The sequence below is a fragment of the Tessaracoccus zhenghani genome, from assembly GCF_055326325.1.
Map to the genome: position 1 here is coordinate 153,801 of NZ_JBUZNQ010000004.1, position 14,707 is coordinate 168,507.

The window sequence follows — 14,707 nt, forward strand, 5'->3', positions numbered from 1 at the left end:
GAAGCCGTGCGCGTACTGGTGGTCGACGATGAGCGCACCCTCGCGCGCGCGCTCCAACGGGGACTGACCGCTGAGGGTTTCGCTGTGGACGTCGCTCACGACGGTGACGCGGGGCTCACGTTGGCCACCCACGGCGACTACGACGCCATCGTGCTCGACATCATGCTGCCGAGGCGCAACGGGTACGCGGTGACCGCTGAGCTGCGGAAGCGCGGCGTCTGGACCCCGGTGCTGATGCTGAGCGCGAAGGACGGCGAATACGACGTGGCCGACGCCCTCGACCTCGGTGCAGACGACTACCTCACCAAACCGTTCTCGTTCGTCGTGCTCGTGGCGAGGCTCCGGGCTCTGGTTCGGCGACCCTCCGGCGCCAGGCCGGCCGTGCTCGAAGTGGGTGCGCTCACCCTTGATCCGTCCACCCGAGCCGTCACGCTGGGCGGCGCGGCGGTGGAATTGACCGCCCGCGAGGTGGCGTTGCTGGAATACCTGATGCGCCACAGCGACCGCGTGGTCGGCAAGGTGGAGCTGCGTGACCACGTCTGGGAGGGCACCGGCGAGGACCTCAATGTCGTTGAGGTCTACGTCGGCTACCTGAGGCGCAAACTGGGTCGCGACGTCATCTCGACCATCCGGGGCGCCGGCTACCGGGCCGTCGGATGACTGGCCCCGTGCGGTGGGGAGGGCTGTCGCTGCGTCTACGGCTCACCCTGCTGACAGCCGGCCTGCTGGCGGTGGGGCTGTCCTTGGGCGCCGTCGCGCTGACCGCCGTCGTCTCCTCCAGCCGCGTCGCCGAACTCGACCGCGCTGCCACCGCCCGCGTGGAGACCATCGCCCGGCTCGCTTCCGACGACCGGCTCCCGGATCCGCTCCCCGTCACCCAGCCCGGAGAGATCGCGCAGGTGCTCGACACCGATGGGTTGGTGGTGTCGAGCTCCGCGTCGGCCAGCCGAACGCTGCCGCTGCTGAGCGCCGAGGAGGCAGCGCTCGCCACGGAGCGACCCGGGGTCACCTTGCCCACCGCCTACGACGACCGCGCCCGCATCGCCGCCAGGACTGCGACCTGGCGAGGGGAGCGCGTCACCGTGGTGGTCGCGCTGCCGCTGCGCGACGTGGAGGGGGTGCTCGGGGCGCTTCGCGTATCGCTCGTCGGGGTCGTGCCCATCCTGACCCTCGCGCTGGCTGGACTCATCTGGCTCGCACTGGGCAGGGCGCTGCGCCCAGTGGAGGAGCTCCGGGTGGCCGCCGCACGGGTGGCGAGTGAGGGCGGGCCCGGGGCGTTGCCGGTGCCCGACGCGGATGACGAGCTCGCCGCGCTCGCACGCACGCTCAACGAGATGCTTGATCGACTGGATCGGGCGGCGTCGCGGCAACGCCGATTCGTGGAGGATGCCGCGCACGAGCTCAGGTCGCCGCTGTCGTCACTCAGGGCGAGCATCGAAGTGGCCCTGTCACATCCCGACGCCTTCCCGACGGGGGAGCTGGCGGCCGAGCTGGAGCCGGAAGTGCTGAGGATGCAGGCACTCGTCGACGACCTGTTGCTGCTGGCCCGGGTCGGGGCGGCGGGTGGACGTCGTCGTCTGACTGATCTGCGGGCGGTGGCGGAGCAGGTGGCGGGTACGCGCCGCGCAGGGGTGGCGCTCGAGGTGATGGGGGAAGGCGAAGCGACGGTGGACGGGCCGGCCGTGGAGCGGGTGCTGCGCAACCTCGTCGACAACGCGGTGCGGCATGCCAGCTCCCAGGTTCGCATCACGGTTGCAGGGCCCCGCGTCGTGGTCGAGGACGACGGGGCGGGGATCGCGCCGGAGGATCGGGAGCGTGTGTTCGAGAGGTTCGTCCGCCTCGATGAGGCGCGCCAGCGTGAAGCCGGGGGCAGCGGTCTGGGGCTCGCCATCGCTCAGGAGATCGCCCGCGACAACGGCGGCGACGTTGCGCTGGGCGACTCGGAGCTGGGCGGACTTCGGGCGGAGTTGACGCTCGCCGCTCAGCCGCCTCCCTGTTAGACGGCTGTTTCCGGATCGTGAGATATAGTAGAAGGATCAACTACCTCCCTGAAGGATGATTCTGCATGACCTTGGTCGCCCCGCCCGAGCACATCACCGCTAGCCGCATCTTCACCGAGCGGCACACCGCCTACCGCTTCACGTCGGAGCCGGTCACCGACGACGAGCTGGCTCAGGTGTACGAACTGGCGAAGTTCACCCCCACGGCCATGAACAGCCAGCCGCTGCGGATCACGTTCGTGCGCACTCCCGAGGCGAAGGCCCGCCTGCTGCCGTTGGTGGCGGAGTTCAACCGCCACAAGTCGGAGTCGGCTCCCGTCGTGGCCATCCTCGCCGCTGACATCGACTTCCACGAGCACCTGCCCGTCGTCTCGCCCCAGTCCGCCGGAGCGCGCGACCGGTTCGAGGCCGACGATGCGATGCGCGAGGCGTTCGCGCGTAACAACGCGTGGCTCCAGGCCGGCGGGTTCATCCTCGCCGTGCGTTCCGTCGGGCTCGACGCCGGCCCGATGGGCGGCGTCGACCTCGCAGGCCTCGACCGGGAGTTCTTCCCCGGCACGTCGCTGCGCAGCCTCATGGTGGTCAACATCGGCCATGTCGCCGAGGACGGCACGTTCCCGCGGAACCCGCGCCTCGCATTCGACGAGGCAGCCAGCCTGATCTGATCCGCGTCGGCCCCGGCCCCGCGCGAACCTAACGCCGCCACATGAGCCTCTTGTCGCGGGAAAGCGTTACATGTAACGTGGATCCATGAGCGTCAGCGACAGGGTGGGTCAGTACCGCGAGCGAATGCGGGCTCGCGGGTATCGTGCGGTGCAGGTGTGGGTGCCGGACGTGCGGTCGGAGCAATTCGCTCGTGAAGCCCGTCGCCAGGCCGCCCTAGTGGCGGACTCTGACCGCAGACATGACGAGCAGGACTTCATCGAGGCCGTTTCCGTCGACTGGGACGAGGAGTGAAACGCGGCGAACTATGGACGGTGGCGGGCGGTGTCTACGCCTCGAAACCGCAGCCGGCGATCATCGTTCAGGATGATGTCTTCGATCAAACGGACTCGGTGACCGTCGTGCCCCTGACCACGAGGCTCATCGACGCTCCACTGTTGCGATTGCGAATCCCCGCAGGTGGCGCGGGTGGGTTGTCCCAGGACAGCGACGTGATGGTCGACAAGCTGACAACGGTGAGGCGGAGTAACGTGCAGGTGCGCGTCGGCAGGCTCTCCAGCCAGCAGATGGTCGACTTGGAGCGACTCCTCATGACCTTCCTCGGGATGGCCCGCTGACAGATGGCGTCAGCGGGCTCCCGCGTCGATGAACGTGGACTCAGCCGGTGCAGAGCGCCTGCAACTCCGCCATGGAGGCCCCGAACTCAGTGGTGGCCTCGGTGACGTCTCCCATCTCACTCATGTCCTGGTCGACGTAGACCTTCTGGATCGCGTCGCGCATCTTCGTGGCGTCTTCCTGCACGGCGCTGGCGGCCGCCTTGACCTCCGGGTTGACCACGTTGTCCGCGGCCGTGCGGTAGGCCTCGACCAACTCGGTCCAGGTGTCCACGGCTACCTGCGGATCCGTGGTGCCGACCGAAGCGATGTCAGCGATCGCGTTGCTCGCGTCCGCGAGGGGGCCGGACATGCTCGCGCAGGCGTCCGCCACCGGCTGCTGGGCGTCGGTGCCGGCCGGCGTCGACGCGTCGGAGTCCGCGCTGGGGTCGGCGGAGGCGGACTCGGTGGTGGGGTCGGCCGACGCCGACTCGGTGCCGGTTTCGGCGGTGGTGGTGGTGTCCGTTGCGGGGGCTTCGACGGAGGCGGAGGGCGTCGTCGACTCCCCTGGGGTGCCGGAACATGCGGCGAGCCCGAGGGCTGCCATGGCGGCGATGATGGAGGTGCCGATTCTGTGATTCATGATCTTTCCTTTCGGCGAATCTCGGTGCTCCTCATGCAGGAGCCGTAGTCGGAGCATAACTTTCACCCGGTGCACCCCGACCGCTCAACGGGCCGGCGCGATTCGGCCGTGGCCCTCCCGAGGTGGAGGAGCCGGATGCTTAGCTGACGTTCACACTTCTGCCGCCGAGGGGCCCACGTGAAGATCTGGAACGCCACCATCACCGCGCTGCTGTCGGCTGCGCTCGCCGCCACCATGTTTGTCCTGCCGCCCAGCGCGGCGGCAACCGGTCACGCCACCGACACCCCGCCGTCGGCCCCCTCCAACGCGCAGGAGCAGGCAGCCCGCGACGCGTTCACCCGCATCCTCGGCACCGCCGCGAACCGGTTCGAGATCACCGTGCCCGCCGATCCGCCGTCCGGGCAGGACACCTATTCCGTCAGCGCCAGCGGCGACAAGATCAGGGTCACCGCCTCCACGCCCTCGACGGCGGTGGCCGGCCTGAACCATTACCTCGGCAGCATCGGGCAGTCACTCAGCTACACGGTGCGCAACGTCGACCCCGCCGTCGCCTACCCGCTGCCCGACGGCGAACTCGGCCGGACCGCCAATGTCGCCGCCCGCTACTACGGCAACGACACAGAAGATGGCTACACCGGCGCCCACCGCACCTTCGAGCAGTGGGAGCGATTGATCGACGAACTGGCCGCGCTCGGCTTCAACCAGGTGTTCATGCCGGTGGGCTCCGAGGCCGTCTACTTCGACGTCCTGCGCCAGTTCGGCTACACCGCAGCCGAGGCCGCCGCGTGGATCCCGACCCCGGAGCACCAGCCGTGGTGGCTGCTGCAGAACATGGCCGGCTGGCCCGCGGGTACCACCGAGGCCTCGATCGAGGCGCGTGCCGCGCTGGGCCGGCGGATCGCGGACCGGCTCCGCGAACTCGACATGACGCCCGTGCTGCCGGGCTACTTCGGCACCGTGCCGCCCGGCTTCGTGACCCGCAACCCGGGAGCGGTGGTCGTGCCGCAGGGCGGCTGGGTGGGCTTCCAACGCCCCGACTGGCTGGACCCCAACTCGACGGCGTTCCCCGCCGTCGCAGCGAAGTTCTACGAGTCGTCGGCCGCCCGCCTCGGCCGCTCCACCATGTACAAGATGGACCTGCTCCACGAGGGCGGCCAGCGCGGCACGGCCGACATCCCCGCCGCGACCAAGCGCATTGAACAGGCCCTCCAAACTGCCAACCCCGGCGCCACCTGGGTGTTCCTCGGCTGGCAGGCCAACCCCCAGAACGACATCATGGGCGCGGTCGACCCCGCCACCACGTTCATCGTCGACGGCATCACGGACCGCTACCCGGGCAGCAGCCGCGAGGCTGCCTGGCTGAGCCGGCCCTGGGCGTACGGCACCATCTGGAACTACGGCGGCGACACCACCATCGGCGCCAAGCTCAGCCGCTGGAACACCGACTACTTCCGCTTCAAGGACCAGGCAGGGAGCGCCATGCGCGGCCTCGCCGCGATGCCGGAGGGCGGCGACAACAACGGCGCGGCACTCGACTTCTTCGCCAACCTCGCCTGGACCACCGGCCCCGTCGACATCGACCAGTGGTGGTCCGACTACGTCTTCAAGCGCTACGGCTCCCGCGACGCCGACGCCGTGGCGGCATGGCAGATCGTCAGCCGCACCGCCTACACCCTCCCGACCAGCGGTGACTTCGCCGAGGCCCACGACAGCCTCTACGCCGCGATCCCGTCGCTGACGGCGGCCACCTCGTCGCAGTGGTCGCCGACGCGTTCCACCTATGACCTGGCCGAGTTCGCCACCGCCCTGCCCCGGCTCCTCGCCGCCGCCGAGAGGCTCGGCGACAACGCGGCCTACCGCTACGACCTGATGGACGTCGCTCGCCAGGTGCTCAGCAACCACGGGCGCGTCCTGTTGCCCGAGATCCGCAACGCGTTCAACCTCGGCGGCGCAGCGCAGTTCGACGAACTGACCGCCCGCTGGCTCGAGAACATGGCGCTGGTGGACCACCTCGCAGGAACGCAGGAGATCAGCCTGCTCGGGCGCCTGCTCGACGAGGCCCGCAGCGCCGGCACCACCGTCGAGCAGGCCGCGGCCTTCGAGAGGAGCCAGCGCACCCTGCTCACGGTGTGGGCGCAGCGCTCCGGGCACGCGAGCGGGCTCGGTGACTACGCAGGCCGCGAGCACCAGGGCCTCGTCGGGACCTACTACCAGCCCCGCTGGGAGAAGTTCTTCGACGCCCACCGCACCGCCCTCACCACGGGCGGGGCCGTGCAGTCCTTCGACTGGTTCGACGACGCCCAGCCCTGGCTGGCCTCGACCGATCGCACCGGCATCTGGTCGACGCCCCGCGGCGACGTGGTGGCACTCGCGCGGGCGGCCCAGGCCGCCGTCGAACGCCCGCTGCCGGAGCCGCCGCCGGACCCGTGGCTGCCGCGCAGTGACGTGACGGTCACCGGCTGGTCCAGCCAGGAGACGGTGGGTGAGGACGGCGCCGCCGCCAACGTCAACGACGGCGACACCGGCACGTTCTGGCACTCCCGCTGGGACGGGACCGACGTCCCCGCGCCGCCGCACTGGGTGACGCTGCGCGTGGCCGGCGGGCACACCGTCGAGTCGCTGCTGTACGTGCCACGGCAGGACAGCGTCAACGGGCGCGCGAAGCACTACACCGTCTACGCCTCGGCGAGCGACGACGACTGGTCGAACGCGACCGTGGTCGCGTCCGGGGAACGGCCCAACAGCGCAGCCGCGACCACCATCGACTTCACCGCCCCGACGGTGGGACCGTTCATCCGGTTCCAGATCGACGAGTCCTGGACGCAGGCGGTGGGCGGACACCAGTTCGGCACGGCCGCGGAACTGCGGCTGGGCGCCGACGCCACCAATGTGGAGCCCCCCGCCCCCGGCGACCACTACCTGTCGGACCTGCCTTTCCTCGCGGAGGATTCCGGGGCGTTCCCGGTGCAGCGTGACCGGGAGGTGAGCCAGCCGGGCGAAACCCCGCAACCCATCCGCATGGCGGGTGTGGCCTACGAGAAGGGGCTGGGAATGCAGGCGCCGTCGACGGTGTCGTTCCTGCTGGGCGAGCAGTGCAGCCGGTTCAGCGCCGTCGTGGGCCCGGACGACACCATGAGCGGGCCGCAGCAGTTTCCGTCGATCATCTTCCGGGCATGGGGAGACGGTGCGCTGTTGTTCGAGAGCGACGTGCTGCTGAAGGGCCAGACCGCGGCCGTGGACGTCGACGTGACGGGGGTGTCGGAGCTGGAGTTGGAGCTCGATCCGGCAGAGGGCGTCGTCAACGGCGGGCAGACAGAGGCGGCCTGGTGGGATCGGGGCGACTGGGCCGATGCCAAGGTCGCCTGCCCGGCCTCGCCCTCTCCCTCTCCCTCGCCCTCGCCTTCGCCTTCGGTGTCACCCTCGCCGTCGCCCTCGCCTTCGCCTTCGGTGTCACCCTCGCCGTCGCCCTCCGCGTCGCCGTCGCCGAGCAAGTCGTCGAGCCCGAAGCCGACGACCCCCCGCCCCACGAGCACCGCCCCGACGCGCAAGCCGTTCGTGCCCACCGCCCCGTACACGGAGGCCGGGAAGCACACGCTGAACGGGCGCGACTGGATGACCACCTGCGAACCGTACTCACGCACGGAGCGCTGCCGCACCGACATCTGGGCCACCGTCGTGGTCATCGAGGACGGCGAGTTCGTCCGCAAGAGCGGCTGGGCGTTCAACAACCTCACGTACCTGCCGCACATGACCCGCGCGCAGTGGGGTCAGAACCCGCTGGCCAACCACAACGACACCGGGTTCACCTCCGCCGGCCGCCAGTGGCGCACGGAGTGCGACACGGCACTCACCGGCCAGGGCGGGTGCCGCAGTTACACGATGACGACGGTGTACGCCGCCGCCGCGCAGCAGGCGGGGGGCTACGCCTTCAGCCAGCGCAACGAATGGGTCTTCAACAGCATGGTCCTGTTCGGCTGAGGCCGTTCAGAAGATGCCCAGCTCGCCGAGAGGTGAAAGGATGGAGGGCGTGACTGCAATCTGGGCCCACCGAGGTGCATCGGCATACGCACCGGAGAACACCATGCCGGCATTCGAGCTCGCCCTGAAGATGGGTGCCGACGGCCTGGAACTGGACGTCCAGCGCACCGCAGACGGGCAGCTCGTCGTCGTCCACGACGAGGCGATCAACCGCACGTCCAACGGCTTCGGCAAGGTCGTGGACCAGACGCTGGAGGAACTGCACGGCGCAGACTTCTCGCACGGCTTCCCCGGCCGTCGCAACACCAAGATCCCGCTCCTGCGTGACGTGCTGGACCTCGTCAAGGGCACCGACGCGACGGTGAACGTCGAGCTGAAGAACACCGTCGAGCTCTACCCGGGGATCGAGGACGACGTGCTCGCCGCCGTCACGGATGCCGGGATGCTGGACCAGACGCTGTTCTCGTCGTTCAACCACTACAGCTTGGCCAACCTGCGCGGACGGGTGTCGCCGGATCACCTCGGCCTGCTGTTCTCGGACGGCCTCTACGAGCCGTGGGAGTACGCCAAGCGGTTCGGCGCCGGTGCCGTACACCCGCACTACCTGGCGCTGCGCCACCCTGATTTCGTGTGGTTGTGCCACGAGCGGGGCATCAAGGTGCATGCCTGGACGGTGAACAACGACGAAGACGCGCTGCGTCTGAAGAGCATCGGCGTCGACGCGATCATCACGAACTTCCCGGACCGCCTGGGCGAGACCGTCCGTCGCGGTTACCTCTGACCCACCCCGCCGACGGCGCGAGCCGCCCCGCGCGCTCGGGCCGACGTCGCCGAGCCCCGCTCGATAGGGTGGGCGCATGAGCAACCCGTTCCGCCCAGAGCTGTGGACCCCCGTCGAGGGCTTCGAGTTCACCGACATCACGTACCACCGCGCCAAGGACGTGCCCGCCGTGCGGATCGCGTTCGACCGGCCGGAGGTGCGCAACGCGTTCCGCCCGCACACCGTCGACGAGCTGTACCAGGCGCTCGAGCACGCCCGCACCTCGTCCGACATCGGCTGCGTGCTGCTGACGGGCAACGGGCCGTCCGAGAAGGACGGCGGCTGGGCGTTCTGCTCCGGCGGGGACCAGCGCATCCGCGGCCGCGCCGGCTACCAGTACGCGGAGGGTGAGACGGCGGAATCCGTCGACGCCGCCAAGCTCGGCCGCCTGCACATCCTCGAGTGCCAGCGTCTGATCCGTTTCATGCCGAAGGTCGTCATCGCCCTGGTCAACGGGTGGGCCGCCGGCGGCGGCCATTCGCTGCACGTCGTCTCAGACCTCACGCTGGCGTCGCGCGAACACGCCAAGTTCAAGCAGACCGACGCCGACGTCGGCTCGTTCGACGCGGGCTACGGCTCGGCCTACCTCGCCCGCCAGGTGGGGCAGAAGTTCGCGCGCGAGATCTTCTTCCTCGGCGACGTCCACGACGCCGAGGACGCCCACCGCATGGGCATGGTCAACCGGGTGGTGCCGCACGCCGACCTCGAGGACGTCGGCTTGGAATGGGCCGCCAAGATCTGCGGCAAGTCACCCACCGCTCAGCGCATGCTCAAGTACGCCTTCAACGCCATCGACGACGGGCTGGTCGGCCAGCAGATCTTCGCGGGCGAGACCACCCGCCTGGCCTACATGACCGACGAGGCCGTGGAGGGCCGCGACTCCTTCCTGGAGAAGCGCAGGCCGGACTGGTCGAAGTTCCCGTACTACTACTGAGCCATCGCGGCAGCGCAAGGCACGCACCCGCGTCTGACAAGCGACGACTCCCCGCGGAACGCCGGAAAGTAGTACGTCTGACCTCTCGGGGACCACTCTCCAATCGACTCGGCGCTCAGTAGGGTGACCGGGTAGACCTACCGTGTGGAAGTGAGGGTCGATGGTGATCCTGGAGCCCTACTCAGTCGCCGAACTCCGAACTGCCTTCGCCGCGGGCGCCGGGCTTGATCTGTTGCTGTTCCACGGCCACGTGCCGGAACACCCCGGCCAGGTCGACAACGGCTGCCTCAGCGAGCACTATCCCGCGCCGTTCGAGTCCGACGGTGAGCTCTTCCGCACCGTCGAGCACTACCTCGCCTGGCGCAAGGCGACCCTCTTCGGCGACACCCATTCCGCACAGCGCGTGCTGAGGGCAGAGTCGCCGACGACGGCCCGGGCCATCGGCCGCACCGTCCGGCCGTTCAACGACGAGGTGTGGAAGTCGCACCGCTTCGAGGTGGCGGTGGCCGCCAACGTGGCCAAGTTCGCCGCGGATCCGCAGTTGGCCGACCACCTGAGGTCCACCGGGCGCGCGGTGCTGGTCAACGCCTCGCCCATCGACAGGGTGTGGGGCATCGGCCTGTCGGCAGAGGACCCCGCCGCCCAGGACCCCACCTGCTGGCCCGGCCTCAACATCCAGGGCTTCGCCCTCATGGAGGCCCGCCGCCGGCTGCTCAGCTGAGGTGGGAGACGACCTCCCAGGTGGGGTCGTTGGCCGCCTCCACCGGTAGGGCGAGCGCGGTGGCGAGATCGAGCAGCCGCTGCGTCGCCTCCGTGTCGGGCCGGACGTAGGAGTACCACGTGCGCAGGCTGTTGAGGGTTTCGACGGCGACCAGTTCGCCGTCGGCCCCGATGCTCTCGTTGATCATCTCCTCGACCTCATCGGCCGCCGGGCCCCGTAGGTCTTCGAGCCGGAGCCGGATGGTGACGACCTTCTCCAGCAGCGGTTCCCGCGCCACGCACAGCGGCACCCTGATGCGCGCGTGGAGCTCCTTGCCGTCGTAGCGGGTGCCCTGCACCGTGGTCCACGGGCTGACGTCGGGGAGCTCGACGAACCGGGTGCGCACATCGTCGACGAAGCGCCGCAGCGTGACGAGGTCGACGGGGTCCTCCGGCGGGCTGTCCAGGGCCTCGAGCCCATCCACCCAGCACTGCACATGCTCCTCGCCCAGCGCGACGTCGACCATGGCAGCGGCCAGCGACGCCCGCTGCTCGGCGGTGAAGGGCTCGAACAACGGGTGCCACACGCCGACGTCGACGCGGCGCGCCATGTCGCGGCAGGCGATCTGGGTGTCGGCCAACTCGAGGGCGAGCCCGTCGATGTCGAAGGTGACGTCCAGCGGCTCCGGTGAGCGCTTGATGAAGTTCGAGTAGGACCAGTGCCGGTCCGGCGCGGGGGCGCCGTCACGAACCCGGCGGGCCAGCGCCATCAGCCACGGCTGCCCGTGGGCAGAGATGGTGAGGGTGCGACGGCTGCGCCCCGCGTTGTCGTCGATGCGGTAGCCGAGGCGCGAGTCGACGGCGTCGAGCTGCTCGGCGAGCAGCGGCCCGTAGGTGCGGACCGCAGCCTCCTCGGCGCCGGTGTCCAGCAGCGACCCCAGCGCGGCTGAATGCCGCCCCCACCACTGCCAGAACGCGTCGATCCGCTGTGCCTCGTCCATGACCCGAGCCTAGGGCGAGTCGTCAGCCCGCGTAGCTGTAGACCAGCACCGAGTACGGGGCGATGGTGAGCGTGGCGCTGGCGCCGAACCCGTCCTGGCCCTCGTCGTTGCTGTGCAGGTCGCCCGACGGGTGGTCGCCGAAGTCGTCGGAGTACAGGGTGGCGTCGGAATTGAGCTTCAACTCCCACCTGCCGCCGGACGGCAGCCCGATGCGGTAGTGGTCGCGCACCTCGCCGGAGAAGTTCGCCACCACCACGACGTCGTCGCCGATGCCGTGGTCGTACCAGCGCTGGAACGCGACGACCTTCGCGTCATCATTGCGATGGAAGACGTTGACGCCCTGACCCTGCAGCCCCTGCGACTCGCCGAACAGGTTGCGCCGCAGCGTGATGAGGTCGGCGTAGAGCTGCACGATGCCGTGATGCTCCCGCTTCAGATGCCAATCGAGCGGCACGTCGTCGCGGAACCAGTCGCCCTGGAGGAACTCCTGGCCCTGGAACAGCATGGGGATGCCCGGCGCGGTCATCACGAGCGCGGCGCCCAGCGTCGAGCGCTTCTGCGCGAACCAGCCCTGCTGGTCGCCGGGCTGGACCTCCGCCACGACCCTCGCCTTGCCGTTGGCCACCTCGTCGTGCGACTCGGTGTAGACCACCCGGCGGAACGCGTCGCCGTCGTAGTTGAAGGTGAGCGCGTCGGCGATGGCGTCGATGCTGCGGTGCGCGTCGTCATATTCCTGCAGCGCCTTGCGCACCGGGTGCACGAAGTTGGGGTCCCACTGCGCGTGGTAGCCCGCGCCGTCGTGGTCCAGGCCGGTGACCAGCGGGTTGGAGTGCATGTCCTCCGCGATGAGCAGCGCCTTCGGGAACTGGGTGCGGATGTCGCGGTTGATCCAGGACTGCAGGGTCCAGCCGTCGATGATGTCGAAGCCCGTGGCGTCCACGGAGCGCATGTACGGCGTCATGTCGTAGCGCAGCCCGTCGACGCGGTACTCGCGCAGCCACATCAGCGCGTTGTCGTGGATGAAGCGACGCACCTCGGCCCGGCCGTAATCCGGGCGGGTGTCGCCCCACGGGGTGCTGGAGCGGTGGTCGTTGTAGAAGTAGATACCGCCCTTGTCGTTCTCCTGCCACCCGTCGAACTGCCACAGGTCCAGGTCTGACGGGCCGAAGTGGTTGTAGACGACATCCTGGATCACGGCCAGGCCCATGCGGTGCGCCTGCTTCACGAACTCGCGGTAGGCGCGCGGGCCGCCGTAGGTGGATTCGACGGCGAAGATGTGGGCGGGGTTGTAGCCCCAGGAGAGGTCGCCGGCGAACTCGGCGATGGGCATGAGCTGGATGGCGTTGCAGCCCAGGTCCAGGACGTGCTGGAGCTTCTCGGCCATCATCGTGAAGCTGCCGGTGTCGTCGCTCTTGGTGAAGAAGGAACCGACGTGGGCCTCGTAGATGACGATCTCGTTGTGCGCCGGAGGCTCGAAGCTGTCGTCCTCCCAGTCGAAATCGAGGGGGTCGACGATGACGGTGTTGCCGACGGAGTTCGTCACCTCGCGGGCGTAGGGGTCGTTGCGGTGGAGTTCGAGACTGCCGTTGGTGAGGAAGTACTTGTACTCCTGCCCGGCTTCGGCTCCCTCGACGTAGCCGTACCAGTAGCCCTCGTCGTTCTCGCGGGTGAGGGGATGCGCCGTGGTGTCCCAGCCGTTGAAGTCGCCGGTGACGCTGACGCTGTCGGCGTTCGGCGCCCACACCCGGAAGCCGATGCCACCCTCGGCGACGATCGCGCCCATACCCTCTAGAACCACGATGGCCCCCCTTTCTGATCTCGCCTCAGAGTAGGGGATGTGTCCAAGCGTGCGCTGGGAGTGGAGGGTGGCTCAGAACAGCACGAGCAGCAACGCCCATGCCGACGCCACGATCTCGACGACGCCGATCTGCACCGGCGAGCGACGCTGCCGCGGCAGCCACCAGGCGCGCACGATGAGGGCCGCTGCCCACATGGGCCAGCCCCAACCGAGCCAGCCGACGATGGCCGCCGCCAGCACCAGCGCGCCGAGCGCCACGTGGTAGAACAGCGACCGCTTCGCCGAGCGGGGGTCGTTGCGCTCCCGGATGAGTGCCTTCACGTGCAGCACCGTGCCCACGAAGTAGGCCGTGATGGCCACCATGACGGCGACCTCGTCAGCCCGGACGAAGTCCACCCCCGCGGTGCTGCGCAGCACCGCCATCAGGCCGCAGGAGGCGACGATCGTGAGCACCCCGGAGAGCACGGTGCGCTCCCGTTTGGAGGCAGCCAACCACAGCGCGCTGCCGAGCAGGACGGCGTACACCGGCGCCCAGAGCAGCAGCGACCAGCCCCGGAACCACAAGGTGACAAGGCCCGCGACGACCGCGATGGCGCCGTAGACGGCCACGGCGGGATAGTACGAGGGGCGGCGGCGCGGCGCGGCCTTCAGCGCCAGCGTGAGTGCGTGGTAGGCGAAGTACCCGATCAGCCAGGTGACACCCAGCGCGGCGTCGCCACCGTCGAGGGAGCGGTAGGGGGCCACCAGGATCAGCCCGGCGAGGAACGGGACGATGATCATCGCCCAGGCGCCGTGCTGGTTGGTCATCCACCCCTTTGACGCTCGCTTGGCCATGACCCCAACCTATCGACCCCACGCGGGCGTCGAGCGGAGGGGTGTGCCTACTCGGCCAGGCCGTACAGGCGGTCGCCGGCGTCACCCAGGCCGGGCACGATGTAGCCGGCCTCGTTGAGGCGCTCGTCCAGCGAGGCGACCACGACGCGGCACGGCACCTGCAGGTCGCCCAGGAGGTGCTGCAGCTTCTCCACGCCCTCGGGCGCGGCGGTGAGGCAGATGGCGGTGATGTCGTCCGCTCCGCGGTCCACCAGGTACTGGATGGCGCCGCCGAGTGAGCCGCCGGTTGCGAGCATCGGGTCCAGGACGTAGCACTGCCTGCCGGACAGGTCCTGCGGGAGGCGCTCCGCGTAGGTCATGGGCTGCAGGGTCTTCTCGTCGCGGATCATGCCGAGGAAGCCCACCTCCGCGGTGGGCACGAGGCGCAGCATGCCGTCGAGCATGCCGAGCCCGGCGCGCAGGATGGGCACCACCAGCGGTGCCGGCTGCGCCAGCTTCACGCCGGTGGTGGGGGCGACGGGGGTCTCGATCTGCACCTCATGGACGCGCACCCCGCGGGTCGCCTCGTAGGCGAGCAGAGTGACGAGCTCCTCCACCAGCAACCGGAAGACCGGCTGCGGAGTGTTCTTGTCCCGCAGGACCGTGAGCTTGTGATGGACGAGCGGGTGTTCGACGACGTGTAGTTCCACGGGACCAACCTTCGCACATCCGGGCACTTCCGCGTAGCGGGTTGCCCCCCGCGCT

At 69.5% G+C, this 14,707-nt stretch carries 14 protein-coding genes; 9 read left to right on the top strand and 5 right to left on the bottom strand.

Features of this window, described 5'->3' with window-relative positions:
* Positions 1-6 precede the first annotated feature (6 nt).
* From ACZK4S_RS10630 to ACZK4S_RS10650, 5 genes are all read left to right on the top strand, one after another.
* Positions 7-660, top strand: coding sequence for a response regulator transcription factor (locus ACZK4S_RS10630; protein ID WP_076063502.1), 654 nt, complete (start codon positions 7-9; stop codon positions 658-660).
* Positions 657-2,000 carry an ATP-binding protein gene (locus tag ACZK4S_RS10635; protein ID WP_463644232.1) on the top strand — a complete coding sequence of 448 codons (1,344 nt, stop codon included), beginning with the start codon at positions 657-659 and terminating at the stop codon, positions 1,998-2,000. The genes ACZK4S_RS10630 and ACZK4S_RS10635 overlap by 4 nt, the downstream gene beginning before the upstream one ends.
* Positions 2,001-2,065: 65 nt before the next feature.
* A complete protein-coding gene (locus ACZK4S_RS10640; RefSeq protein ID WP_463644233.1) occupies positions 2,066-2,665 on the top strand; it encodes a malonic semialdehyde reductase in 600 nt (199 codons plus the stop codon).
* 85 nt (positions 2,666-2,750) lie between these two features.
* Positions 2,751-2,957, top strand: a complete 207-nt coding sequence (locus tag ACZK4S_RS10645; protein WP_076063509.1) for an antitoxin MazE family protein — start codon at positions 2,751-2,753, stop codon at positions 2,955-2,957.
* Positions 2,954-3,280 carry a type II toxin-antitoxin system PemK/MazF family toxin gene (locus tag ACZK4S_RS10650; protein ID WP_463644234.1) on the top strand — a complete coding sequence of 109 codons (327 nt, stop codon included), beginning with the start codon at positions 2,954-2,956 and terminating at the stop codon, positions 3,278-3,280. Before ACZK4S_RS10645 ends, ACZK4S_RS10650 begins: the two co-directional genes overlap by 4 nt.
* A 40-nt stretch (positions 3,281-3,320) precedes the next feature.
* Here ACZK4S_RS10650 and ACZK4S_RS10655 read toward each other — a convergent pair whose 3' ends face one another.
* A complete protein-coding gene (locus ACZK4S_RS10655) occupies positions 3,321-3,899 on the bottom strand; it encodes a hypothetical protein (RefSeq protein WP_076063513.1) in 579 nt (192 codons plus the stop codon).
* Between the two features lie 177 nt (positions 3,900-4,076).
* Here ACZK4S_RS10655 and ACZK4S_RS10660 point away from each other — a divergent pair, with 177 nt between their 5' ends.
* From ACZK4S_RS10660 to ybiA, 4 genes are all read left to right on the top strand, one after another.
* Positions 4,077-7,877 (top strand): alpha-N-acetylglucosaminidase TIM-barrel domain-containing protein, encoded by a 3,801-nt coding sequence (locus ACZK4S_RS10660; protein ID WP_463644235.1) that lies wholly within the window; start codon positions 4,077-4,079, stop codon positions 7,875-7,877.
* Between the two features lie 49 nt (positions 7,878-7,926).
* Complete coding sequence (locus tag ACZK4S_RS10665; protein WP_459396850.1) at positions 7,927-8,658, top strand: glycerophosphodiester phosphodiesterase; 732 nt, start codon at positions 7,927-7,929, stop codon at positions 8,656-8,658.
* 76 nt (positions 8,659-8,734) lie between these two features.
* The gene (locus tag ACZK4S_RS10670; protein ID WP_182766342.1) at positions 8,735-9,631 is read left to right on the top strand and encodes a 1,4-dihydroxy-2-naphthoyl-CoA synthase; all 897 of its coding nucleotides are present in this window, start codon (positions 8,735-8,737) and stop codon (positions 9,629-9,631) included.
* Between the two features lie 160 nt (positions 9,632-9,791).
* Entirely contained in the window at positions 9,792-10,352 is a 561-nt protein-coding gene (gene ybiA / locus ACZK4S_RS10675) for a riboflavin biosynthesis intermediates N-glycosidase (RefSeq protein ID WP_463644236.1), read from the top strand.
* Here ybiA and ACZK4S_RS10680 read toward each other — a convergent pair.
* The 4 genes from ACZK4S_RS10680 to upp all read right to left on the bottom strand — a co-directional run bounded on the left by ACZK4S_RS10680 (position 10,345) and on the right by upp (position 14,652).
* A complete protein-coding gene (locus ACZK4S_RS10680) occupies positions 10,345-11,331 on the bottom strand; it encodes a hypothetical protein (RefSeq protein WP_463644237.1) in 987 nt (328 codons plus the stop codon). The two genes, ybiA and ACZK4S_RS10680, sit on opposite strands and share 8 nt — an antisense overlap.
* A gap of 22 nt (positions 11,332-11,353) precedes the next feature.
* Complete coding sequence (locus tag ACZK4S_RS10685; protein WP_463644238.1) at positions 11,354-13,129, bottom strand: alpha amylase C-terminal domain-containing protein; 1,776 nt, start codon at positions 13,127-13,129, stop codon at positions 11,354-11,356.
* Positions 13,130-13,201: 72 nt separating this feature from the next.
* Entirely contained in the window at positions 13,202-13,963 is a 762-nt protein-coding gene (locus ACZK4S_RS10690) for a YwiC-like family protein (RefSeq protein WP_463644239.1), read from the bottom strand.
* A 47-nt stretch (positions 13,964-14,010) separates the two neighbouring features.
* Positions 14,011-14,652 carry a uracil phosphoribosyltransferase gene (gene upp / locus ACZK4S_RS10695; protein ID WP_076063531.1) on the bottom strand — a complete coding sequence of 214 codons (642 nt, stop codon included), beginning with the start codon at positions 14,650-14,652 and terminating at the stop codon, positions 14,011-14,013.
* Between the last annotated feature and the right edge of the window lie 55 nt (positions 14,653-14,707).